General features: G+C 42.7%; 22 protein-coding genes and 1 pseudogene. 13 read left to right on the top strand and 10 right to left on the bottom strand.

Annotated elements, in window-relative coordinates; all coding sequences use genetic code 11:
* Positions 1 to 235 precede the first annotated feature (235 nt).
* Positions 236 to 484 carry an alanine:cation symporter family protein gene (locus C8D97_RS16760; protein WP_146196172.1) on the top strand — a complete coding sequence of 83 codons (249 nt, stop codon included), beginning with the start codon at positions 236 to 238 and terminating at the stop codon, positions 482 to 484.
* A 312-nt stretch (positions 485 to 796) separates the two neighbouring features.
* The gene (locus tag C8D97_RS16755) at positions 797 to 3,694 is read left to right on the top strand and encodes an insulinase family protein (RefSeq protein ID WP_146196171.1); all 2,898 of its coding nucleotides are present in this window, start codon (positions 797 to 799) and stop codon (positions 3,692 to 3,694) included.
* Positions 3,695 to 3,728: 34 nt separating this feature from the next.
* Here the strand turns inward: C8D97_RS16755 and C8D97_RS16750 are convergent, their stop codons facing one another.
* Together C8D97_RS16750 and C8D97_RS16745 are read right to left on the bottom strand one after the other, a co-directional pair.
* Entirely contained in the window at positions 3,729 to 5,039 is a 1,311-nt protein-coding gene (locus C8D97_RS16750) for an MFS transporter (protein WP_109764955.1), read from the bottom strand.
* A gap of 23 nt (positions 5,040 to 5,062) precedes the next feature.
* Positions 5,063 to 6,337, bottom strand: a complete 1,275-nt coding sequence (locus C8D97_RS16745; protein WP_280951703.1) for a cytochrome P450 — start codon at positions 6,335 to 6,337, stop codon at positions 5,063 to 5,065.
* On the opposite strand from C8D97_RS16745, the gene C8D97_RS18540 reads away from it, so the two are divergent.
* Positions 6,336 to 6,458, top strand: coding sequence for a hypothetical protein (locus tag C8D97_RS18540; protein ID WP_280951704.1), 123 nt, complete (start codon positions 6,336 to 6,338; stop codon positions 6,456 to 6,458). The two genes, C8D97_RS16745 and C8D97_RS18540, sit on opposite strands and share 2 nt — an antisense overlap.
* A 624-nt stretch (positions 6,459 to 7,082) precedes the next feature.
* Here the strand turns inward: C8D97_RS18540 and C8D97_RS16735 are convergent.
* The 3 genes and pseudogenes from C8D97_RS16735 to C8D97_RS16725 all read right to left on the bottom strand — a co-directional run.
* Positions 7,083 to 7,310 carry a helix-turn-helix transcriptional regulator gene (locus C8D97_RS16735; RefSeq protein WP_109764952.1) on the bottom strand — a complete coding sequence of 76 codons (228 nt, stop codon included), beginning with the start codon at positions 7,308 to 7,310 and terminating at the stop codon, positions 7,083 to 7,085.
* The gene (locus tag C8D97_RS16730; RefSeq protein WP_109764951.1) at positions 7,310 to 7,780 is read right to left on the bottom strand and encodes a hypothetical protein; all 471 of its coding nucleotides are present in this window, start codon (positions 7,778 to 7,780) and stop codon (positions 7,310 to 7,312) included. Before C8D97_RS16730 ends, C8D97_RS16735 begins: the two co-directional genes overlap by 1 nt.
* Before the next feature lie 175 nt (positions 7,781 to 7,955).
* Positions 7,956 to 8,183 (bottom strand): annotated as a pseudogene (locus tag C8D97_RS16725) (transposase); the annotation flags it as partial.
* Positions 8,184 to 8,372: 189 nt separating this feature from the next.
* Here C8D97_RS16725 and C8D97_RS16720 point away from each other — a divergent pair.
* On the top strand, positions 8,373 to 8,570 hold the full coding sequence (locus C8D97_RS16720; RefSeq protein WP_109764949.1) for a hypothetical protein: 198 nt from the start codon (positions 8,373 to 8,375) through the stop codon (positions 8,568 to 8,570).
* 11 nt (positions 8,571 to 8,581) lie between these two features.
* Here the strand turns inward: C8D97_RS16720 and C8D97_RS16715 are convergent, their stop codons facing one another.
* On the bottom strand, positions 8,582 to 8,884 hold the full coding sequence (locus C8D97_RS16715; protein ID WP_109764948.1) for an ArsR/SmtB family transcription factor: 303 nt from the start codon (positions 8,882 to 8,884) through the stop codon (positions 8,582 to 8,584).
* Between the two features lie 155 nt (positions 8,885 to 9,039).
* Between C8D97_RS16715 and C8D97_RS16710 the strand changes: the two genes are divergently transcribed.
* Positions 9,040 to 9,975, top strand: a complete 936-nt coding sequence (locus tag C8D97_RS16710) for a permease (protein ID WP_109764947.1) — start codon at positions 9,040 to 9,042, stop codon at positions 9,973 to 9,975.
* A gap of 172 nt (positions 9,976 to 10,147) precedes the next feature.
* Here the strand turns inward: C8D97_RS16710 and tyrS are convergent, their stop codons facing one another.
* Entirely contained in the window at positions 10,148 to 11,344 is a 1,197-nt protein-coding gene (tyrS, locus tag C8D97_RS16705) for a tyrosine--tRNA ligase (protein ID WP_109764946.1), read from the bottom strand.
* 257 nt (positions 11,345 to 11,601) lie between these two features.
* Between tyrS and C8D97_RS16700 the strand changes: the two genes are divergently transcribed.
* Together C8D97_RS16700 and C8D97_RS16695 are read left to right on the top strand one after the other, a co-directional pair.
* Positions 11,602 to 13,053, top strand: a complete 1,452-nt coding sequence (locus tag C8D97_RS16700; RefSeq protein ID WP_146196170.1) for an OapA family protein — start codon at positions 11,602 to 11,604, stop codon at positions 13,051 to 13,053.
* Entirely contained in the window at positions 13,054 to 14,175 is a 1,122-nt protein-coding gene (locus tag C8D97_RS16695; protein WP_109764944.1) for an anhydro-N-acetylmuramic acid kinase, read from the top strand. It abuts the gene before it with no gap.
* A 152-nt stretch (positions 14,176 to 14,327) separates the two neighbouring features.
* On the opposite strand, the gene erpA is transcribed toward C8D97_RS16695, so the two are convergent.
* From erpA to C8D97_RS16680, 3 genes are all read right to left on the bottom strand, one after another.
* A complete protein-coding gene (erpA, locus tag C8D97_RS16690; protein ID WP_109764943.1) occupies positions 14,328 to 14,693 on the bottom strand; it encodes an iron-sulfur cluster insertion protein ErpA in 366 nt (121 codons plus the stop codon).
* A 274-nt stretch (positions 14,694 to 14,967) separates the two neighbouring features.
* On the bottom strand, positions 14,968 to 15,525 hold the full coding sequence (locus tag C8D97_RS16685; RefSeq protein WP_109764942.1) for a bactofilin family protein: 558 nt from the start codon (positions 15,523 to 15,525) through the stop codon (positions 14,968 to 14,970).
* Between the two features lie 197 nt (positions 15,526 to 15,722).
* Complete coding sequence (locus C8D97_RS16680) at positions 15,723 to 16,421, bottom strand: DUF6776 family protein (RefSeq protein WP_109764941.1); 699 nt, start codon at positions 16,419 to 16,421, stop codon at positions 15,723 to 15,725.
* 206 nt (positions 16,422 to 16,627) lie between these two features.
* On the opposite strand from C8D97_RS16680, the gene C8D97_RS16675 reads away from it, so the two are divergent.
* The 6 genes from C8D97_RS16675 (at position 16,628) to C8D97_RS16650 (ending at position 23,687) form a co-directional block, all read left to right on the top strand.
* Complete coding sequence (locus C8D97_RS16675) at positions 16,628 to 18,379, top strand: chloride channel protein (protein WP_109764940.1); 1,752 nt, start codon at positions 16,628 to 16,630, stop codon at positions 18,377 to 18,379.
* A gap of 6 nt (positions 18,380 to 18,385) precedes the next feature.
* Positions 18,386 to 18,808 carry a CopD family protein gene (locus C8D97_RS16670; protein WP_109764939.1) on the top strand — a complete coding sequence of 141 codons (423 nt, stop codon included), beginning with the start codon at positions 18,386 to 18,388 and terminating at the stop codon, positions 18,806 to 18,808.
* Positions 18,809 to 18,910: 102 nt separating this feature from the next.
* Positions 18,911 to 19,924, top strand: a complete 1,014-nt coding sequence (locus C8D97_RS16665; RefSeq protein WP_109764938.1) for an aspartate carbamoyltransferase — start codon at positions 18,911 to 18,913, stop codon at positions 19,922 to 19,924.
* 135 nt (positions 19,925 to 20,059) lie between these two features.
* A complete protein-coding gene (hemL, locus tag C8D97_RS16660; protein ID WP_109764937.1) occupies positions 20,060 to 21,343 on the top strand; it encodes a glutamate-1-semialdehyde 2,1-aminomutase in 1,284 nt (427 codons plus the stop codon).
* Between the two features lie 30 nt (positions 21,344 to 21,373).
* A complete protein-coding gene (locus C8D97_RS16655) occupies positions 21,374 to 22,165 on the top strand; it encodes an SDR family oxidoreductase (protein WP_109764936.1) in 792 nt (263 codons plus the stop codon).
* Positions 22,166 to 22,244: 79 nt separating this feature from the next.
* Positions 22,245 to 23,687, top strand: coding sequence for an aldehyde dehydrogenase (locus C8D97_RS16650; protein WP_109764935.1), 1,443 nt, complete (start codon positions 22,245 to 22,247; stop codon positions 23,685 to 23,687).
* Positions 23,688 to 23,695 lie beyond the last annotated feature (8 nt).

Genomic DNA, 23,695 nt, shown 5'->3' with positions numbered 1-23,695 from the left:
AAATGCGCTTGCCATTGAGGTTCAAATAACAAACAAAAATCATCGACATCTACGTAAATTGCCTCTAAATTAGTCATGCCCTTGTCCTGTGTGATTTTTCTTTTTTCGTCGAAAGATCAGATCACCGCAAGGGCATTTAGTTCACTTTTCTTATCCGCAGCTCAGGTTAAGTAATAATCAATTTAAAGCTAATCCTCTTGCGCCACGATTAGAGAGTCATCCGATTCCAAAAGATATGACATGCATCATACGAGCAAGACAAAGACTGTCTCACTACTTCAACCGTGAAATATTGACCATTAACGATTTAGCGGTAGGGTTTCTTACGTTAGGCAGCCTAACTGCACTGATTTTCTTATTTAAAACCGGTCAAAAAGCATTGAATGATTACGATCAACAGTTAAAAGCTGGCGTGAAACCACCTGTATTTAATACCAGTGAATTGCACGGTGTTAACTTGAATCCCACTTCTGAAAGATATTAAGTAAAACATTATTTTCAGTGAACAACCCGCAAAATCTCATCAGGCTATACCAAAAACTCCTGAGTAGAACAGCGACTACTCAAACAGTTAAATAACATCAAAACTTAAATAAACACTTGATATAAAGTAACTTGTTGAGATAGGTTGTGCCCATAATTGTATTAATACATAATTGCTACAGAGGTTAAGATACACCTTTTCATATTAGGTTCTTGTGATCTTTTTCGATAAACTATCACATTGATGACTCTACTTAGAAACATTAATCTTTAACCTAAAATTAATTAAAATGATGATTAGAGAATTAAATTGTTGTCACATCCAAAGTTTGAACAAGTAGACATTAGAAAAATCCCCGAGCTTTTAATTGAAGCCCAAACATTTAAACATATAGAAACTGGTGCTAAACACATCCACCTTTCTACTGATGATTATGACAACGGTTTCTTGGTTGCAATTAGAACCCCTCCATTTGACAACTCAGGCGTCTTTCATATTCTTGAACATACCGTGTTATGTGGAAGCAAGAAATTTCCTATAAAATCGCCCCTTCAAGTAATGGCAAATCAATCTGTAAGTACTTTTATGAATGCCTTTACAGGACCTGATTGGACAGCTTTTGTCTTTTGCTCTCACAATAAAAAAGACTTCAAAAATTTACTTGAGGTATATCTCGACTCTGTATTCCATGCTCGGCTGACACCTTTAGACTTTGCTCAAGAAGGTCATCGATTAGAATTTTCAAGTCTGAATGATCAACAAAGTCCTCTTATAAGAAAAGGCGTGGTTTTGAATGAAATGAAAGGAGCTATGAGTGATCCTTTTGATTCGCACTGGGAAGTAATCAAAAGTTTTTTATTCGAAAACAGTCCCTACACATTCAATAGTGGAGGTGAGCCAAACGAAATAATTCACTTAACACATGAGGCATTATTAGAAACTTATAATAAATATTATCATCCAAGCAACGCTGTCTTTTTTACTTACGGAAGTATACCTGCTATCCAACACCAACAGTGGTTAGAAGAACTACTACTTTCCCGATTTAATTTTCAAAAGCCAATATCTCCAGCTTTACCACAAATTCGCTATTCAAAACCTATTAAAAAGTCTATAGGTAATTACTTATCAAACACTACACCATCAAAAAATAATACCGTAAGTGTTAGTTTTAGCTGGCTGTTGGGAGATAGCTCGTCCTTAACCGATATTCTTCAGGCAGAGCTTATATCTTACTTACTATTAGACGCAAGAGATGCACCTGTTAAATCTTTAATCGAAAAGTCGACTCATATAACCAATTTGTCTGAGTTAAGTGGTATGGATAGTGCATGTCGAGATACTATATTTGTAATTGCTTTTGACGAAGTTAATCCTAACGATATAGAATTACTTGAAAAAGATCTTTTCAATGAAATATCAGAATTTAAAAACAAAACTTTCGAAGCAACTTCTATAGCACGTGCATTGAGTCATATAGAAATAGAAAGAAGATCTATTGATGATGCTTTCTTGCCTGTTGGAGTGACAGTCATGATGGATATGCTTCCTTCATCGCTTTATGATGACTCATCACCTCTGGTTTCAGATACTAACTATGCGATAAAAGAGTTATATCAGAAGTCTCTAAATGGAAATTTCATTCAGTCTTTATTAGAGAAAATGATTTTAAACAATAACCATAGATTACGACTAAGTTATCAACACAGCGAAAATATATTAAAAGAAGATCTTAAAAACCTTCAGCTTATTAAAGCGTCACTTTCTGAGTCTCAAAAAAAATATATTTTAGATTACCCAGAAAAAGTAAAATCTTATGAGATGCTATTTTCCAAAACACTTATTGAACTACCAAAAATCACTATTAATGATCTTATCAAAAACACCCCTCTCCTTGCTTCTAAAGAAATAATAGATGACCCGATCACTCTTAACATAGGGAGAACTAATGGACTTGTCTATCAGCAAGTTATTATTGATGCATCAAAGCTCCCATTACAACTACAAGAAATTTTAAAATTATATTCTAGCTACCTTCAATTTTTTTACCACAGCAGCTCCCTAAATCAGGTTTCAAGTGCATGCTCACTTGATATTTCAACATCGATCAAAGTATTTCCAAACCTAAATAAAGATGATGGCGTGTGTATTTATTTTGTTTTATCTGGTAAAGCATTAGAGCGCGATTATAAAGAATTAGATAACAATTTAGATAGTTATTTTTTTAGCGCAGAATTTAAATTTAATGAAAAAATACAGTCGTATTTACGACATGCTCAATATGAAATAGAGCTAAACTTAATACAAGGTGCTCATATGCATACTTTGTCTGCAGCAAGCACTGTGTTTAGTCATAAAGAGCATTTATCTCATAATTGGTATGGTTTTTCCGCTTATCGACGAATTAAAAATTTAAATACAGAAACATGTGAAACATCTAATAAACTGAAAGATCTTATTGTAAAATTTAAAGAGATTCATGATTTTTTAACTGAGAAAAATAATAATGTTCATTTAATAGCTAGCGAACAGTTTATTGACAAGGTAGATCTAAAGTATTATAAGCACTGGAGGAAAAACCCAGTTACACACGATAAAAAGGTGTCTAACTATCAATACCAGTGTTTCAACCAACCAACTAGTAAGTTATGGATTCATCCTGTCCCAGTTCAATTTTGCGCCAAGGTTTTTCCTACTGTCGGAGTTAAACATCCTGACTTTACACCCTTATTGGTTTTAGGAAAAGTTCTTCAAAATGGCTTTTTGAATCAAGCAATACGCGAGAAAGAAGCTGCTTATGGAAGTGGAGCATCCCAAGAGTGGAGCGTTTCATCCTTTCGATTTTACTCATATCGTGATCCAAGATTCACTGATACTCTCAATGACTTTGATCGATCAATTGAATGGTTTCTAAACGAAAAGTACGATAAATCTATACTTGAAGATGCGAAACTGAGAGCCTTCGTAGACTGGTCTCAAACAAGCACGGCAATACCTACATTACAAAACATATTTATAGAGCAGAGAGCAGGGTTAAGTCACTCAGTAAAGAAAAATATTCAGAGTAAAATAGAGAGCATAACCCTTGAAGACTTAAAGCGTGTTGTTACAACTTACTTAAAACCTAGTAAAGGATATATTTCTGTACTAGGTGGAAATACAATTAAAAAAGAAGCTAAACTGCATAAATTTGAGACAGAAGAACTTTAAAACATGCCGGTTATTTAATTTTACTCCATTGAAATTAAGCTAATTTTTTTAATTCGTTCTTCACTATCGATTTACACGATCCTATTTTTGTAATACTGCTAAAAAACCATGCAATTAATGCAATACATAATAACATTATACCGCCGATAAAAAACATTTCCGAACTGGAAATAAGCTGCATCATAAGTCCAAAAAACATTGCACTTAAAGGAAGTAAGCCGACTAAACAAAACATTACTATACTCATTACACGGCCCATAACCTCAAGAGGTATTTGTCGCTGAATCCAACTAATTAGGCGAACTTGAGTATATCCTGCAAACATACCCATTAAAAATAGTAAAATGGCACCATGAAAACTTGATTTAGTTGCTGATAATAACACCAACAAAAAGCCTACTAAAATATCCGTTAACAATATCACAGTACCTATTGATATTAACTTTAAGCTCGATACCTTAGATACTGCGATTGCGCCGATAATATTTCCTGCGGCAAAAGCAGCCATTACATAGCCAAAACTATCAGCTCCCTGTAACCAAGTTGACTTTATCATTACAGGCAAGCCCACCTGCATCAAACCTCCTAGGCAAGAAGTTACTAAAGCTATATACAACATTAACTTTCGCAGCTCTTTTTGGTGCCAAAAATAACTAAATCCTTGTGACAATCCTCGAACCTTCTTCGAATCATATTTTTTATCAAGCTGGAAAATTAAGGATACGAATATCATTGAGAGCAAAAATGAGCATGCATCAAGAAGAAATATCATGGCTAAATTTAGATGATTAAATCTCTCAGGTTCGTTATCTAGAGCTGAAAGCTGTAAGCTAAGTAGTAGCGCTGCTATTAGTGGACCTAATAGAGTAGTTAGAGATCTTAGTGTTACACCAATACCGTTTGCAATTGACAATTGAGTTCGTTCAACAATACTTGGTAGAAGAGCTGTTGCAGCAGGTATTGCCAAAGCTCCTGATAACCCTATAAATAATGAAATCATATATAGCAATGGTAACGTCAAAACTTGTAAGTACACTAACAATGAAAGAGCAACAAACAATACTGAATTTAATAACTTTGAGACTAATAAGATTTTTTTACTTGAAAACCTATCAACTAAGTTGCCGCCAAATAACATAAGAATTGACATTGGTATAGCCATACAAGCCATTACACTACCCAATACCCAGGGCTCTTCAAATATATGCAGTACAAGCCACGGTAAAGCAATTAATGTTAATTGATCTCCCAGCATTGAAATTAGTGAACCAGCACATAAAAGTACAAAGTTTCTATTTTTCTTTAGTGCAGCAGGTTTAGTTGAATCAGAAACATGCGTCATCATAGTGAAGCTACAGCCTTTATAACCTACTTCCTACAACTCCAACTTCCCTGTACGTTTTTTGGGCGTAACAGAGTGCTATGCACTGGCCTCGCAGAGTCTAGCGGTGGGAGCTCCAAGTCATAATTTGATAAAATTACCTTTAGACCTACCATAAGTTGCATAGGACCTAAAAGAGCTCCAGGACAAACTCTCGGGCCTGCACCAAAAGGTATATAAGCTTTCTTATTACTTATATCTTGACTATTTAACCACCGCTTATGATTAAACTCATCAGGATTGTCCCAGAATCTCTTATCACGATGTAAAATATAAGGACTAAACAACACACGACAATCTTCTGGAATTTTGAAGCCCCCTAAAAGAGTATTTCGCTGAGCTGTCCGTCCCATTAACCAATTTGCAGGATGGAGCCTCATAGTTTCTTTTAAAACAGCTAATGTAACTGGATAGTTATTTGGAAACAGTAATTGTTCCGAATCTTGACTTAATTCATTTCGAATGACTTCTATTAACTCTGGATTTTCGGTCAATCTAAGCAAACACCAGCTAAAGACTGCACCAGATGGACCATGAGCTGTTACCATCATTAATCTGACTGCAGCAGCTAATTGCTCAACTGGAGCATCAGGAAGATTATCAACCAACTGATCAAGAGCATCTCGATAAGGCTCTCCTAATTTACGTTCATTTTGTCGTCGAATTACTACTTCCTTGAGCATAGAAACTAATTCGTTATTGAGTCGTTCCGCTCGCTTTGCTATTGGTCGGGAAGCCCAAGGCAAGCGAGATTCCTCGCTATCAGTAACAGCAAGTGATGCCCAAAATACTTCTTCAACTTTTTTAAAAACTTGATCAATTTCGAGATCAGCACCAAGACAAAAATCAGCAATAGAAAAGCCAAGCAAATACTGACTAGCATTAAAAAGATCAACTTTTGTTCCTGCTAACTTTTCAACCTCTACGGAAAGCCGATCATTGGCTCTACCAATATGTTGCGAAAGAATATTTCGGTTTAGAGCCTTTCCTAAGTACTTTCTAGATTGCATCCATTCTGTTAGACCTTTAATTAATTTTTCACGTCCTTGCTTACCTGATACAGTTGCATTATCTAATATAAAATCATTATTTGTTTTTTTAAATACTTCATCAATCAAATCCGGATCGTGTATAACGATTGTTTCATTATCAAGCCGGACAATATCACCATATATAGGCTTCGTATCTAACATCCATCCGACTGGATCTTCGTCAAACTTCATGGCATCTCCAATAAACCACTTACCTTTAGGTCCTGGTATGGATTTTATTGACGGTGCAATTGTATTATCTGAATTATTAGACTTTATTAATCGTGCAAGCATAGATGAGCCACAGAATATGATTGGAGAAGAGAATAAAATAGAACTGAATAAAGAGTGACTAACTACCTATTTATTAGAACAATACTACTAATAAACTAGTCACTCCACTCGGACTAAATCAATTAGTACATTGGGTAGTAATACCACCAACCACGAGTAGTTTTTGACATTTTTTTCATTACAGCTTTTGTATATTTCATTTTTTTCTCCTTTTGTTAAGTTCAAGCTAAAACTACCAAGCTCGTTTTTTTTTGTCCATCTCATTAATAAATTATTTTCTTTTTTATACATAAAAGAGATAAAATCATCCATAAGCCGAACAAAAAAAATTTCCAGGCGAACTCCTCCACTGTAGAACTAAAATTAAATCGAATATCTGGCGGACTATTTGAGCTCCAGTTACGACAAGAATATTTTCCAGAACAGATTTCTCGCCGCTTGTCACAAGAATCCATTCACGTCAGTCACGACGTGGACTTATCCATACATTTATTTCGATAAGTTACAGAGAAGCTCATTCGCTGTCAGAAAAAACGTAGGAAGCACTATGGGGGGGCTATTCGAGACGCGCTCCCATTTAGTCCGACCGGATACAGATGAAGCTTTTTAACTGAATAAAAAGCTTCATCATACAATCACTTTTCAAAAAAATAACTTTCATTAAAAAACAAATTAATGTGCATCACTCTGCTTTTGAGTCAACCAAATAAAATAACTCTTCGACCGATACATTTAGCGCTTGAGAGAGTTTTAACGCAAGCACTGTTGAGGGAATAAACACTCGGTTCTCTACGGTATTAATGGTTTTTCGACTGACTTCGACTAAAGCCGCAAGGTCTGCCTGGGTGTAATTATTTCTCGTTCGAATTTCTTTTAACCGGTTGCCTAGCTCAGATTGCGAGTTGGCCATTACTCCGCACCCTCATCATTCTTTAATTCACTGATTGAAAATAAAACCATAGGTAAAGTAATACCTATAACAGCAATAATACGCACGGCTTGTTTGACATCAAATGCCCATAAATCCATTAGTGGGACAAGCGCCCATACCAAACCGATGGTGACAAAAAAACTTTTAACAAAAGCGATGTTCCTGTTTTTTATAGTAAGTTCGTCCTGCAATGCCGAACAGGCACTGGACTGCTTCATTTGCTTGCTAAACTTTACAAATAGAAGTGAAGCTATCGCCCAGCAAACAGCGCCAATAACAGAGCTCCACCCGGCTACTTGATAGATAATTGATGATTTAATGGGTTTTATATCCATGACCACCCAGCCAAACTGCCATAACGCAAACGAAAACGCGGCAAATAAAAGCATCCGCGCCCGAAAAATCACCAGCTGATCAACCGTTTTCTGTTCATTTCCTGTGGTATCCATGTTGCCTCCAATAGAATTGTTATCGAACAAATGTAACCTACAGGTAACTATAGGTCACCTGTAGGTTACATGTCAATATGTGATTCAATACAAAATATCTAGGCTTAGATCACTGTTAAAAAATATTTTTCTGGAAAACAAACTTTATTGGAGCAATATCAATCACATAGAATTGCTATTTTAGACTGGCTATAACGCTCTGAGCAGTAGGCTTTAGAATATGTGGCAATACAAAACATGACTCTATTTTCTTTGGACGCCCTTTCCCTTTAAAGGCTGCTTCTCCCTTATCTTCCAGCTGCTCTGCCCATTTGTACAGCTGATTGCGTCGAACACCTAGTTCAAGAGCTATCTCTCTTGCAGGCCGATCCGACTCTTTCATTAATCGTACGGCCTCTAGCTTAAACTCTTTGGTAACGTCTTATAAGGCTTTCTTTTGGTAACCATTTTAGATACTCCTTTCGCGACATTGTCGCTTATTTTAAGTATCCGTTAGACTGGGGGAGGTTCAGACTGACCCCTTAGTTACTTTGACTTGATTTTGTGGGGATCCGTCAGGGCTTGAACCCCCCATGTACTCAGGAAGCTGACTATGTATTTATCTCAAAGGTTAGCGGATGAAAAGTTAGCTAATATCGCGGAATATTTTGGACTAAAGAGTATTGGTAGTGTCTGTCCTGCAATAAGTGAGATGAAGAAGTTGGAGGCAAAGGGGGAGATGAAAAAGGTGCTTAATCAAATGTATCGATTGCTTGGTATTAAACAATTAACCTGCCCCCTTTTGTTTTAAATAAGTCACGCCTATTGATCCGTAGGTTGCTCATTTATACAGCATTCTGATGTTAAGTATTCTATAACGGCCTCAAGTGCACCGTATTCAATAGCGCAAAATAGTACCCTTCCTACACGCCGCTGTTTAACTAGTTTAGCTGAAACTAAAGCGGAAATGTGGTGCGTTAATGTTGAAGCAGGTATATTTACCTTTGCTTGAATGTCCCCAACAGGGATACCTGTATAACCCGCTTTGGTGATCTCTTTATATACCTTCAGGCGCACTGGGTGCCCCAGTTCTTTAAGTACTTTTGCTACGGTTTCTAGTTCCATTACTACTCCAGAAATGGTCTTTTGACATAACAGTAAAATATACTTTTTTACTCGTCTTAGCCAGAAAACTTCCAAATTACCAATATATTCGAAATATTTATTGATCTGAATTACAATTCGAATATACTAGTACTATCAAATTAGTGGAGGGTATCATGACTACAGAATTTATGAATATGGCTCAAGAAACATTAAACATGTTTATGTTCTTAGCTGTTGAGTTAACAATACTATACATAGTTATCAGCTATGCCGTTGGTGTATTACAAGAATACGTTAGCAAAGAGAAAGTACAGGCACTTTTAGCCTCTAAAAATGGACGAGGGTACTTTATTGCCGCTGCTTTAGGGGTAATTACCCCTTTTTGCTCTTGTTCTACAATACCGTTTTTAAAAGGGCTGTTTAAAGCGCAAGCAGGTTTTGGTCCTACAATTGTATTTTTATTATCTAGTCCGCTATTAAACCCCATTATTATTGGCATTCTCGCGTTTACCTTTAGTGTTCAATTAGCCATTTTTTACTTTGTAATTGCAATGGCGGCGTCAATTAGTGCTGGTGTTCTGTTAGAGAAGCTTGGTTTTGAAAAGTATGTTAAACCAGAAGTTTTCGAAGAAGAAAAAAGAGCTTGCGGCTCGTCGTGTAGCACAAAAGCCAAACAGTCGCCTGTCGTAATAGGAAAACCAAATCGTTGGGTTAAGATCTGGCACTCCACCTGGAAAGATTTTAAGCAAACGTTGCCGTATTTACTGGTTGGCATATCAGTTGGTGCAATTATCTATGGCTTTGTTCCTACAGAGTTAATCGTTAAGTATGCCGGTGAAAATAAGTGGTATGCGATCCCCATTGCAGCAGTTATCGGTATTCCTCTTTACATAAGAGCATCTGCCATTATTCCTTTAAGTGCTGGCTTGGTTAAAAAAGGTATGGCGATGGGCTCGGTAATGGCATTAATTATTGGTAGTGCAGGTGCAAGTTTAACGGAAGTAATCTTGCTAAGATCGATATTTAAAAAGCAAATGATCGCGGCTTTCTTAACCGTGGTATTAGGAATGGCGATGACGGCTGGTTATCTATATTCGATAGCACTTTAATAGAATTTTTTGTTTTTTTTTAAACTTATTATTATTCCTATAAAATCCTATTTAAATTAATATGCTAAATTATATATGTAATATTGTATATCAGATTAAACCCCAAACCAAATCCAATATATTACGCTTTGTACGTCTAGAAAAAAAGCTGGAATAAATCCAGCTTTTCAAATTACTTTATCGTTACCTTGGCAATTTTCTTTTTACCCGCCTGAATAACATATTCACCAGCGGCTAACATAAGTGATGGTTCAATAACTTCCCAGTCCACTTTTACGCGGCCATTTTTAAGCATGTCTTTTGCTTGTGCGGAATTGTTGGCAAGGTTTGCCTGATTAAGAACTCTAGCAATGGGTAAGGCGTCAGCACCTTCCAGCTCCAATGTTTCTTCTGGGCAATCTTCGGGTATTTCGCCTTCTTTAACAATATTGCCCGCGCCTTTATGAGCGTTTGCTGCGGCTTCATCGCCGTGAAAACGGGCAACAATTTCTTTTGCCAGATCAATTTTAATATCACGGGGATTTGCGCCTTGTTCAACCTGTTTTCTCAACTCATCGATTTCGGTAAGAGGTCGGAACGACAATAACTCAAAATATCGCCACATTAAACTGTCCGGGATCGACACCAGCTTTTGATACATGGAACCGGGCGCTTCTGTAATCCCAATATAGTTATCCAATGACTTCGACATTTTTTGTACGCCATCGAGCCCTTCGAGCAGTGGCATGGTAATAACAATTTGCGGTGCCTGGCCGTGATCTTTTTGCAGCTCTCGTCCCATTAACAAATTAAATTTTTGATCGGTTCCACCCAGTTCGACATCACATTCTAAAGCTACGGAATCGTAACCCTGTACAAGCGGGTACATAAATTCGTGGATCGCTATGGACTGATTGTTACTGTAACGTTTTTTAAAATCGTCCCGCTCCAGCATTCGGGCAACGGTTTGATGAGACGCCAGTTTTAACATTCCTGCTGCACCGAGCTTTTCACACCATTCGGAGTTAAAAGCAACGATTGTTTTTTCCGGATCAAGAATTTTAAAAATCTGTTCTTTGTAGGTTTTGGCGTTGCCGATGATTTGCTGTTGCGTCAATGGCGGGCGCGTCGCACTTTTTCCCGTGGGATCGCCAATCATACCGGTGAAGTCGCCAATCAGAAAAATCACCTCGTGCCCCAGCTGTTGGAACTGACGCATTTTATTGATTAACACCGTATGACCAAGATGCAAATCGGGCGCGGTAGGATCGAAACCGGCTTTGATTTTTAAAGGTCGATCAAGCTTTAGTCGTTCGATCAGCTCCTGCTCAACCAATACTTCATCGGCGCCGCGTTTAATTTCGCTCAGAGCGGTATTAAGTTCGCTCATATTTCTCTCCTGCCTTTTTACTGCCATTGTCTATTTTTCAACCAGCAAATGATTGAAATCTTTAGCCTTTATCGGGGTCCAATTTCCCCACAGACTTTCAAATTAGGTTAAACTAGTGCCAATAGGCACCAAAATTCATTCATTGAAAATAATCGCCAGTCATTGTTGTTTTTCAACAACGGCGCTTTAACAGGCGGGTATTCTAACGGGAAGTGGCGCAAAGTTGTATTCCCAAAACAGCTGTATTTCGAAAAATCATGATAAGACAGGATTACAAATCTAAACTCAACGCACGTAAAGATTACGTCAAGTCACTGGCGCACCATGTAAAGCTTCGCTGGGGCGAGATAGCCGCGGTTGCTGTGGGCGTTATTTTACTCAGCTTTGCTCTATCGTCGGATGATGACGCGACCGATCCCATAAAAACTGTCGATGAAGGCAGCGTTGAGCTGACCCCACCGGATTTAAAGCAGGCGCCGGCGTTTTCCGACAGCAGCCTTTCGCAAGATCCCAGCAGTCGTATCGACCTGCCTTTAAGCTGGGAATCGACGAACCCTGACGAAGCGGTCAGCGAACCCCTTACCGCATTGCCAAAAATCAGTGATGGCCGTGCTCAAAAAGAAGTGGAAATAAAACCCGGCGATACCCTGTCAGGCATTTTTCAGCAACAAGGGTTTAGCGCACGGGATGTGTTTCAGGTAACTCAGGATGACACCGCCGAACAATATCTTCGAAATATTCGGCCCGGAAAAAAACTGATATTCGAAACCGACAGCGAACAGGGGCTTACCGGACTTTATTATTCGCTGGAAGTGAATAAAACGCTGGAAATCAAAAAAGACGCCGAGGGCAAATATAACGTTAAGGTAAAAGAGCGCCCAATAGAGATTCGTCAAAACTTTGCTGCCGGAGTGATCAAGGATTCTCTATTCAATGCCGGGAAGTCTGCTGGACTCAGCGATACCTTAATCGTTAAGCTGGCGAATATTTTTGGCTGGGACATCGACTTTGTGCTCGATGTGCGCAAGAACGATCAGTTCTCATTAATCTACGAAGAGAAATACCTCGACGGCGATTTTATTGGCAATGGTGACATAATTGCCGCGCAGTTTATTAATCAGGGCGATGTCTTCCGCGCCATTCGATACACCGACAGCGATGGCAACGAAAGCTACTTTACGCCAGAAGGCAAAAGCATGCGCAAAGCCTTTTTACGGGCACCACTGAATTTTATGTACATCAGCTCTAACTTTAAACCACGCCGTTTTCACCCTATTTTAAAACGCTGGAAAGCGCACCGGGGCATTGACTACCGGGCACCCACAGGCACACCGGTTTATGCCGCAGGCGACGGTAAAGTCATTGCCTCCACCTACAATAAGTACAATGGTAAATATGTGTTTATTCAACACGGCAACAGCATTGTCACCAAATATCTGCATTTGTCCCGTCGTGCGGTTAGCTACGGCAAGCGGGTAAAACAGGGGCAGATCATTGGCTATGTGGGCGGTACCGGGCTTGCTGAAGCGCCCCATCTGCATTATGAGTTTGTCGTCAATGGCGTTCATCGCAATCCTCGCACGGTTAAATTACCAGAAGCGAAACCCATCGCTAAAAAAGAAGCGGAGCGCTTTCAACAACAATCAAAAGCCATTCTGGCCAGTCTTGAAGCTTATCAGCGGGTTACCGCGTCATCAGGTGCACACTAAATGTCAGAGTATTATTTAGGCTTAATTTCGGGAACATCCGCTGATGGCATTGATGCCATACTGGTTGAACTGGCCGAGCATTCGGTTGTAACCCTTGCTGCGGAAACCTTTGCTTACCCCGATGATGTACGCCAGGAAATTTTATCCATTTCGCAGCCTGCCGCGGATCATGGTGAGCAGCGAATTGACCGGCTTGGCCATCTGGATCATCAGGTTGGAAGCTTATTTGCTGACGCCGCCAAAACCTTATGCGCCAAAGCCAATGTGGACATATCCAAAGTGTCGGCCATTGGCAGCCACGGACAGACCGTGCGCCACCGGCCACAAGGCAGTCACCACTTCACCCTGCAAATCGGCGATGCCAATGTAATTGCCTTTGAAACAGGCGTTACCACGGTTTCCGATTTTCGCCGCATGGATATTGCTGCAGGTGGTCAGGGCGCACCTTTGGTCCCCCTGTTCCATCAATGGCTGCTGGGCGAGAGCGATAAAAACCGCGCCATTTTAAATTTAGGCGGCATTGCCAATCTTAGCTGGCTGCCAAAGCACAAAGGGCAAGTAATTGGCTTTGATACGGGTCCCGCCAACGCCCTGTGCGACTACTGGATCCAGCAACAGTTAGCAAAAAACTACGACAAACAGGGCGAATGGGCCAAGTCCGGCACGGTCAGCGAAGAGCTGCTAAAGCATATGATGGCCGATCCCTACTTTTTAATGTCCGCCCCCAAAAGCACCGGCCGCGAATACTTTGATGCCAAGTGGCTGGAACAAAAGCTAAAAGGTGCCGATCCCATTGCAGCAGAAGACACCCAGGCAACCTTGGTGGAACTGACTGCACGCACGGTCACCGATCACATCCAACGATTACCGGCTCAATGTGATGAACTGCTGGTGTGTGGTGGTGGTTACCATAATGACTTTTTGATGGCCCGAATTGCCCAACACCTGCCCAACCAGACAAAAATCCAACCGTTAAACGCCTTGGGCGTCGACAGTGATTTTATTGAAGCGGCAACCTTTGCCTGGCTTGCCAAACAGCGCTGTGAGCGGCAACCACAAAATTACACCAGCATCACCGGTGCCAGCCGGCCGGTTATTATGGGTGCGCTGTATCAGGCGTGAAGTTTGAAGTTTGAAGTTTGAAGTTTGAAGTTTGAAAAAGTATGTGCTCACACACTACAAGCATAGCTACTAGTAAGGAGAAAGTTTTCCTATAAACTTGGTTCAGGGCCAACTCAGCAAACCGGCGTTAGCCCTTGGTAGTAGCATTTCTATTAGATAGAAAAAGACGCCCCACAACCACAGGTTGCTGTGGCATTTGGGTTATTCACCACAAAACGGGCACCGTCGAGGCCGTCGATGTAATCCACCACCGAACCTGCAAGATATTGAGCGCTAAGCGGATCCACCAGCAATGTCATGCCGCCTTTTTCAATACGGGCATCATCTGCCGTAGACTGATCATCAAACTTAAACCCGTACTGGAAACCCGAACAGCCGCCACCGGTAACATACACTCTTAAGTTAAGCGCCTGATTATCTTCATCTTCCAGTAATTCTTTCACCTTGCAGCTTGCGGCATCGGTGACTTCCAGCATGGCTGGAATAGAATCTTCTGAAATCGTTTCAACGTCGGACATAAATAAAAATACTCGTTACTGCATGAATGCCTATTATCTCAGCCATTGCGGGGCGTGTTCAAGCATTTCTAAAAAAGCCTGTTATTCGATATCCGATATAAGAATAATTAAACCTTATATTGAGAACATAATCGAGAACTCTGTTGTAGAGAAAAACACGTAAAGAGAGGATAGCTCTTAAATAATATAGGCTTAAATAATATGGGCTTAATGGTAAATCAGAGCTTGAGCAGTGCAGGCCATAAAAGCACTAAAACACTGCCCGAATATGGCATTAAACGCCTGTTGCGGTTTTGTCACTCGCTTTATCGCTGCTCTTATCACCGCTATTGCGATCCGACGTTTTATCATTAATGGAGGATTTAGCAGCGTGTTGATTGCTCTCTGAAGCTGATTTATCCGTCACTGACTTGTCTGCTGCCGCTTCTTTCTGGTGATTTAACAGCTTGGGTTTGTCGTCACGATGAACCATTTTGCCATTTACTTCCGAACCCATGGCCATTTCGATCAACTTGTAATAGACATCGCCTTCTATGTGCGCCGAACTTTCCAGCTCAACATGCTCGCTCGCGTGCACATCACCGTTCACTTTACCCAGGATCACCACATGAGGGACTTCAACCTGGCCTTCAATAACGCCGTGTTTGCCAATGGTCAAAAGCGACATTTCCAGTTCGTCGGCTTTCACATTTCCGACAATATGACCATCAATATAGAGCACACCTTTAAACTGAATATCGCCGGTTATTTTAGTGTCCCGAGTAATTAAAGTATCGGCAGCACCCGCTTTTGCGCGTACGCGACCTTTATTCTTTTTACCATTTCCAAACATTGTCTTGCCTTATGATCACTAAGTTAGCTTAACTTTAGCATTAATTCGCGAGTCCGCATCACCAATCGCTTCACAAAATTGCCATTGTAAAAGCGTCTATTTCAATATCGGTTCATTGATCAAACTCATATAATCCAGAGTCTTATGAATGTAATTCTTATGGATCATATTCTTAAGACTCAAATCGTTATAACCGGTTATACCGACCAGTTAAAATCGCGTGTAACCGTCTGGCCATTACGGCCGGTAGACTTTGCAGTCACATTGATCTTTTTCGGTTTAAATCCACTGGGTAAGGTAAGTTCACCCTTTAAATGCTGAAAGTATTTAAAGGTAAACTCCAGATCCTTGGCCGTAATATCACCAAGATCGGTAATATTATAATGAGCCGTGTTACCTTCCCGTTCCCCGGATATGACCACCTTAACACTGCCTTTTAAAAACACATCGTGCTTTTTAACCTGGGTTAACGCCAATTGAAACGCAAAACGATCGGCATCGGCGGTCTTTTTCAAATTAAAGTCTGAAACATACAGACCCTTGATGTCTTTTTCTGGTGCCATAATACCGCGATAAAACGACAGCTCGGTTTCCAGAGAATCGATGGTTTGCTGTAGCGCGGCGATAGTCTCCATAATTTCTTCGCTGGCGCTGGCATCCACCTGAGCCGAACTCTGCAGCATTATGGTTTTTTGTTCCAGCGAATCAATTTGCTGCAAATACTCCTGCTCCTGCAGCAATAAAATGTCACGTTCATCTATGAGTGCCAGTCGTTCATCACGACTGTCGTAACGACCCCAGAAAAAGGCAATCACCAGTAAGATGATGACCAAAACGATCCAGCTGATGTACCAGCTAAGACCACGACGTTTGGTAACTATTAAATCATTGGGCATATAATATCTATTATTTATCGCTGCATTAATATCGGAAATCTGGCATTCTTTAGTTTGTATTTATTGAAAAGAAAGAGGAATTCCTCTCAACAAATCAAAGCGTTGCCTACTATAATGAAACACAGAAGTGTTACTCAAGTAAAAACTTGTAAAACTAAACACAGGTGCACTAACAATAACCATAAAACAGGTCGCTAATTGCCTTCATGTCACTGATTGATTCGCTAAGACTTCGGCTCGGTGGGTTCGACGCTCTACTACTGCTTGCTATTGTTGGCCTGGCCAGTGGCATATTAGCCGGTGCCTCCAATATTTTATTTCGTCTATTTACCGAAAGTGGCTTTGTGCTATGGCACCCGGAGTCGGATAAAGGTGACTTTGAAGGTCTTAGCTGGCACTTCCACCTCATTATGCCTATTGTTGGCGGTCTTGTGGTGGGCTTATTGTTACAAAAGTTAAGCAAGCATCGTCGGGCGGTGGGCGTTGGCCATACACTGGAACGAATGGTATTCCATCAAGGTTATCTGCCGTGGAAAAATGCCGTGGTGCAATTTTTTGTCGGCGGACTGACCCTTGCCTCAGGTATGTCAGTTGGTCGAGAAGGCCCCGGTATACACTTAGGTGCGGCCAGTGGCAGCTGGCTCGGTCAGCGGCTTAAGCTGCCCAACAATAGTATTCGGGTACTGGTAGGTTGCGGTTCTGCTGCGGCCATCAGCGCCAGCTTCAACACGCCTTTGGCGGGCGTCATATTCGCCATGGAAGTGATTATGATGGAGTACACCATCGCGAGCTTTATACCGGTAATATTAGCCTCTGTATCAGGCGCTGTGTTATCACGCATTGTATTTGGCAACGCGGTCGCGTTCGATGTGCCATCGCTGGAACTGGTCTCCTTGTGGGAAATGCCCTACTTTCTGTTGATGGGGATCATCATTGGTTGTCTGGCGGCCCTGTTCATCTATTGCACCACGGCGGTAACCCGTAAAACCTATGAATGGCCGGTCTGGATAAAGTGTACCCTGTCCGGTATTGCGGTTGGGCTGATTGCGCTGGGGATCCCGCAAATTATGGGGATTGGCTACGATTCCGTTAACGCCACCCTGCAAGGTGATTATGGCCTGATGCTGCTGGTGCTGTGTCTGGTGGGCAAGCTGGCCGCCACCATTATCTGTTCCGGCATGTCAATGCCCGGTGGTGTCATTGGTCCGAGTTTTTTTATTGGCGCCATGAGCGGTGCCATAATCGGCTTTGTCGGTCACCAATTTTTTCCCGAATACTCCTCGTCGTATCCGTTTTACGCCATGGTGGGCATGGCCACCATGATGAGTGCCGTGCTCAACGCGCCACTAGCAGCACTGATGGCGTTACTGGAGTTAACCGCTAATCCGGGCATTATTTTACCGGGTATGTTTTCGGTGGTTGTGGCTAATTTAATGGTCACACAGGTATTCAAGCAGCCTTCCATGTTCCAGAGTTTGATGAACGCCAAAGGCATGACGTTCAAATTTAACCCTTTGACCCAGTTTCTACGCCGGGTGGGCGTGGCCGGCGCCATGGATCGCTCCATTGCGGTTCACGACCGGCATATTCGTCTGCTTGATGCCGCTCAGATTCTCGAAAACAACCCACGTTGGATATTGATCCGGGAAGATAACGTCCCTATTTCATTAATGTCGGCAAACGATCTGGCGCGTTACATGGTTGAACAGGAATCCAGCGAAGAGCCGATGCCGGAAGACATCGATCTGCTAAAAATACCCGCCGATCGACAAAATATTTCTTCGGTTTACCTGCAGGCAACTCTGGAAGAAGTCCTCGACAGTCTTGAACGAGACAAAACCGATGCCGCCTATGTGTTTCGGACAACCGCGCCCATGACGGAAAAAATCTATGGCGTGATCACCCGCGAAACCATCGAGTCCTATTACACTTACAAACCTGCCAGCAAAGTGAAGTAATCCGTTATGTATCTCTGGTTAAAAGCATTGCACATTATTTTTATGGTCAGCTGGTTTGCCGGTATTTTTTATTTGCCGCGACTGTTTGTGAATATTCAACTCACCGACAATCCGGCGGTAAAACAACACCTGAACCAGATGGCACACAAACTGTACCGGTTTATTACTCCCTTTATGTATCTGACACTGATCTTTGGTGCCTGGCTGGCGGCGTTAAACTGGTCTTATTTTCAAACCGCGGGCTGGTTTCACGCCAAGCTGGCTTTGGTTGTAGCCCTGATTGTTTACCATCATTTTTGCGGCTACTACCGCAAACAGCTGCAAGCGGGTAGCTGCCAGAAAAGCCATGTGTTTTTCCGTTTTTTCAATGAAGCACCGGTTCTTATCTTATTTGCCGTAGTTCTTTTGGTGGTGTTAAAGCCCTTTTAAGGCTTTTATCAGACAGCCTTTCCACAGCCAAAGACATTGCTCTTAAAAACGTCTAAAATAGCGCAGCAATTCAATCGTTTCTAACCAAGAGGTGTGATCCGCGTGTATCTAAAAGGCCAACATGTTCTTTCGGTCAAAGATTTTTCTCTCGAATTAATCAACGAATTGTTTGATGTCGCCAATGCGATGCGCCCCTACGCCACACGGGAAAAAGTCACTCGTGTTCTCGAAGGCGCTATTTTGGGCAATATGTTTTTTGAGCCCAGTACACGTACCCGCGTCAGTTTTGGTTGTGCGTTTAACCTTTTGGGTGGTGAAGTGCGCGAAACCACCGGATTATCCTCATCGGCCTTAGCCAAAGGCGAATCCCTGTACGATACGGCACAGGTTTTGTCCGGTTACAGTGACATCATCTGCATGCGTCATCCGGATGCCGGTTCTGCCGCAGAATTTGCCATTGGCAGCCGTGTTCCGGTGATTAATGGCGGTGACGGCCCCAATGAGCACCCGACTCAGGCGTTGCTCGATCTGTTTACCATTAAGCACGAGCTGCAGGCGCAACACAAAACCATGGATGATTTATGCCTGACCATGCTGGGTGATTTAAAACATGGCCGAACCGTACACTCACTTTGTCAGCTACTGGCTTTATACAGCAACCTGAAAATCCAACTGGTATCGCCGCAGGCTCTGGCAATGCCCACCGAATACATCGACATGCTGACCAATGCCGGGCATCAGGTTTACATCAGCGATAAGCTCGACGATGGCCTGCCTTCCGCCAATATCATTTATCAAACACGAATTCAGGAAGAGCGCTTCGCCACGCAGGAAGAAGCAAACCGTTATCGGGGCTACTTTCGATTGAATAAGCAGGTTTATTCCGAGCACTGCCAACCAAAGGCTGTGATTATGCACCCTCTGCCAAGAGACTCGCGCAATGATGCCAATGAGTTGGATAACGATTTAAATCTTGAGCCAGGTCTGGCAATTTTTCGACAAACCGACAATGGCATTTTAGTTCGTATGGCATTGTTTGCCTGTATTCTGGGGGTTGAAGATCAACTGTCAAAATACGAGCGTCCGGTAAACTGGTTTAAGGGGTTAACCCGCTAATTGTTATTTACGGAGCAGTCTTGCCGGTGCAGTTATACCAAAAACGCTGACAATGGGCGTAAACTCAAAATTTAGCACCATGGTGCAATTCTTTTAAACACACTAAATACATTCAACATTAGAGAATCCGACATAATGACGACTTCTTCCGAATCTCTTTATCAAAAAGCCCAGCAATTTATACCTGGCGGTGTGAACTCTCCGGTTCGCGCCTTTGCCGGTGTTGGCGGCACGCCGGTGTTTTTAAACAAGGCCGATGGCCCTTTTGTTTACGACACCGACAGCAAACAATACATTGACTATGTGTTGTCCTGGGGCCCCATGATCCATGGTCACAATCACCAGGCAATCCGCGAAGCAGTGATTAAAGCCGCTGAAAATGGCTTAAGTTTTGGCGCGCCTACCGAGCTTGAAATACAAATGGCCGAAACCGTGTGCTCGATGATCCCGTCGATGGATCAGGTTCGCATGGTCAACTCCGGTACCGAAGCCACCATGAGTGCCATTCGACTGGCCCGGGGTTACAGTGGTAAAAATAAAATCATCAAGTTCGAAGGCTGTTACCACGGTCATGCCGATTGTCTGCTGGTAAAAGCCGGCAGTGGCATGCTCACTCTGGGCGAGCCCACCTCACCCGGCGTGCCAGAAGATTTTGCCAAACACACCCTTACTGCCACCTTTAATGATATCGACAGTGTTAAAGCACTTATGGAAGCCAATAAAGACGATATCGCGGCGATCATTCTGGAGCCAGTGGCCGGAAATATGAATTGCATTCCTCCCGCCGATGGCTTTTTACAAGGGTTGCGTGATTTGTGCGATCAATATCAGTCAGTCTTGATTTTTGATGAAGTGATGTGTGGCTTTCGGGTAGGCGAAGGCAGTGCGCAACAGCTTTACAATGTAACACCCGACCTCACCACTCTGGGCAAAGTGATTGGTGGTGGTATGCCTGTGGGCGCCTTTGGTGGTAAACGTAACATCATGCAGCAGCTGTCTCCCGCCGGGCCAGTTTATCAGGCAGGCACTTTGTCCGGTAACCCGGTTGCCATGAGTGCCGGACTGGCCGCATTAAAACTGATGGGTCAGCCGGGATATTACGATTCGATTTATCAGTACACCCAACAACTGGTCAGCGGCATGCAGTCTTTAGCCGATGAAGCCGGAATGCCATTCACCACCAACCATGTGGGCAGTATGTTTGGCGTATTTTTTACTGATGACAAAGCCGTCAATAGTTACCAGCAGGTGGCAAGCGGCGATCATAATCGCTTCGGCAAGTTCTTTCATTTGCTACTGGATCAAGGGGTCTATCTGGCGCCTTCGGCCTTTGAAGCAGGCTTTGTTTCCAAAGCCCATGGCAGCGAACAACTGGATAAAACACTGACAGCGGTTAAACAGGCTTTTGCCAACTTATAAACACGCTCTAAACCAGCAGGATACTTATTTATGATGAATCTCGAACTTACCGGCAAAAAAGCACTGGTCTGCGGCAGCAGTCAGGGGATTGGAAAAGCCATCGCGCTACAATTGGCAAAACAGGGCGCAAGCGTCACCCTGTTTTCTCGCAACCAGCAAAAACTTGAGGCCGTAAAAAACGAACTCGACACTTCCAAGGGTCAAACGCACGATGTGCTGGTGGCTGACTTTTCCGACACCGAGCAGGTAAAGTCTGTTTTAGATGACCACCTGTCTGCTGGTCAGCAATACAGCATCTTAATCAATAACACCGGCGGTCCGGCGCCCGGTCCGGCACATCAGGCTGATGCCGAGGCCTTTTTAGCCGCCTTTAACCAGCATCTGATCAACAATCAAAACATTACCCAGCGTCTGCTCGAGGGTATGAAGCAATCCGGTTCAGGCCGAATCATTAATGTGATTTCTACCTCGGTGAAACAACCGCTGCCTAATCTAGGGGTTTCCAATACGGTGCGCGGCGCTGTGGCAAACTGGGCCAAAACCATTGCCAATGAACTGGGGCCGTTTAACATTACCGTGAACAATGTGCTGCCGGGTGCCACCAATACGGTACGGCTCGAATCCATCATCAGTAACAAAGCGAAAAAACTGAATAAGAGCATTGAAGAGGTTACTGAAATGGAAAAGTCGATCATTCCGCTGCGCCGATTTGGTGAAGCCGAAGAGTTTGCCAATGCCGTGGGCTTTTTAGCCTCACCGGCTGGAGCCTACATTACCGGTGTAAATTTACCGGTTGATGGCGGCCGAACAGGCTCACTGTAACAGTATCAAGCCAGTCCACAATATAAACAGGCTCGACTAACACCTATTATTAAAAGCCATAAAAAAGGTTACTACACGTATGCAACGGATCGAAAACTACATCAATGGTGAGTTTTGTGCGCCCGACAGTGGCGAATATCTGGATAATGTTGAGCCAGCAACTGGTGCCGTTTATTCCCAGATCCCGGAATCCAACGATCAGGATTTAAGCCGTGCGGTTGCTGCAGCCAAGCAAGCTTTTCCAACCTGGTCGTCCACTTCTATTGAAGATCGCTCGCGACTCTTGATGAAAATTGCTGACGCTGTCGAAGCCGCCAGCGATGAGCTGGCAAAAGCGGAAGCCATAGATAATGGCAAGCCCGTTACGTTTGCCAAAGCAGTAGACAGTTATCGCGCCTCGGCCAATATTCGTTTTTTTGCCAATGCCTGCACGCAGTTTGCCAGCGAAAGTCATGGCATGGGTAATCTTGCGGTGAACTATACCTTGCGCGATCCCATTGGCGTGGTAGGCACCATTTCCCCGTGGAATTTTCCTTTGTATTTATTCACCTGGAAAATTGCACCGGCCCTTGCGGCAGGAAACACCGTCGTTGCCAAACCATCGGAAGTCACCCCAATGACGGCTTATCTGTTTTCTAAAATTTGCGCCGATGCCGGATTACCGAAAGGCGTATTAAATATATTACACGGCAGTGGCGGCAACATAGGACAACAGATTGTCGAGCACCAAGATATTAAGGCCATCAGTTTTACCGGCGGTACCGCCACCGGAAAAAAACTTGCCGCGACCGCAGCGCCCATGTTCAAAAAACTAAGCCTGGAGCTTGGCGGAAAAAACCCAACATTGGTATTTGCCGATTGCGATTTTGACAATACCGTCAAAGAAGTGGTGCGTGCGGCATTTTCGAATCAGGGTCAAATATGCTTATGCGGCTCACGCATTTACATCGAACGCAGTATTTACGATAAATTTAAACAGGCTTTTATTAAACAGGTAAAACAATTGACCATTGGTGATCCGCTGGAAAAAACCACTCAACATGGTGCTCTGGTATCAAAGCCTCATATGGAAAAAGTCTTGTCCTACATTGAACTGGCAAAACAGGAAGGCGGAAAACTTCTGACTGGCGGCAACCGCTTCACCGTTTCTGGTCGCTGCGAACAAGGTTTCTTTGTTGAGCCAACGGTGTTTGAAAATCTGCCACTGGATTGCCGCACCAATCAGGAAGAAATCTTTGGCCCGGTATGCACCTTGCAACCCTTCGACAATGACGATGAAGCGCTCACACTTGCCAATGGCACCGATTACGGATTAGCCACATCGGTATGGACCAATGATTTAAAACGCGCCCATCGGTTATCAAAGCAATTGCATTTTGGCATTGTCTGGATCAACAGCTGGTTATTGCGGGATTTACGAACGCCCTTTGGCGGAGTAAAAGCTTCCGGTGTTGGCCGTGAAGGCGGTTTTGAAGCCATGAAGTTTTTCACCGAGCCGAAAAATGTGTGCGTTAAGTATTAGCTCAAATG

The organism is Pleionea mediterranea, assembly GCF_003148745.1.
In the GTDB taxonomy this organism is placed as follows: Bacteria; Pseudomonadota; Gammaproteobacteria; order Enterobacterales; family Kangiellaceae; genus Pleionea; species Pleionea mediterranea.
This window is presented reverse-complemented; position numbering and strand designations above follow the sequence as displayed.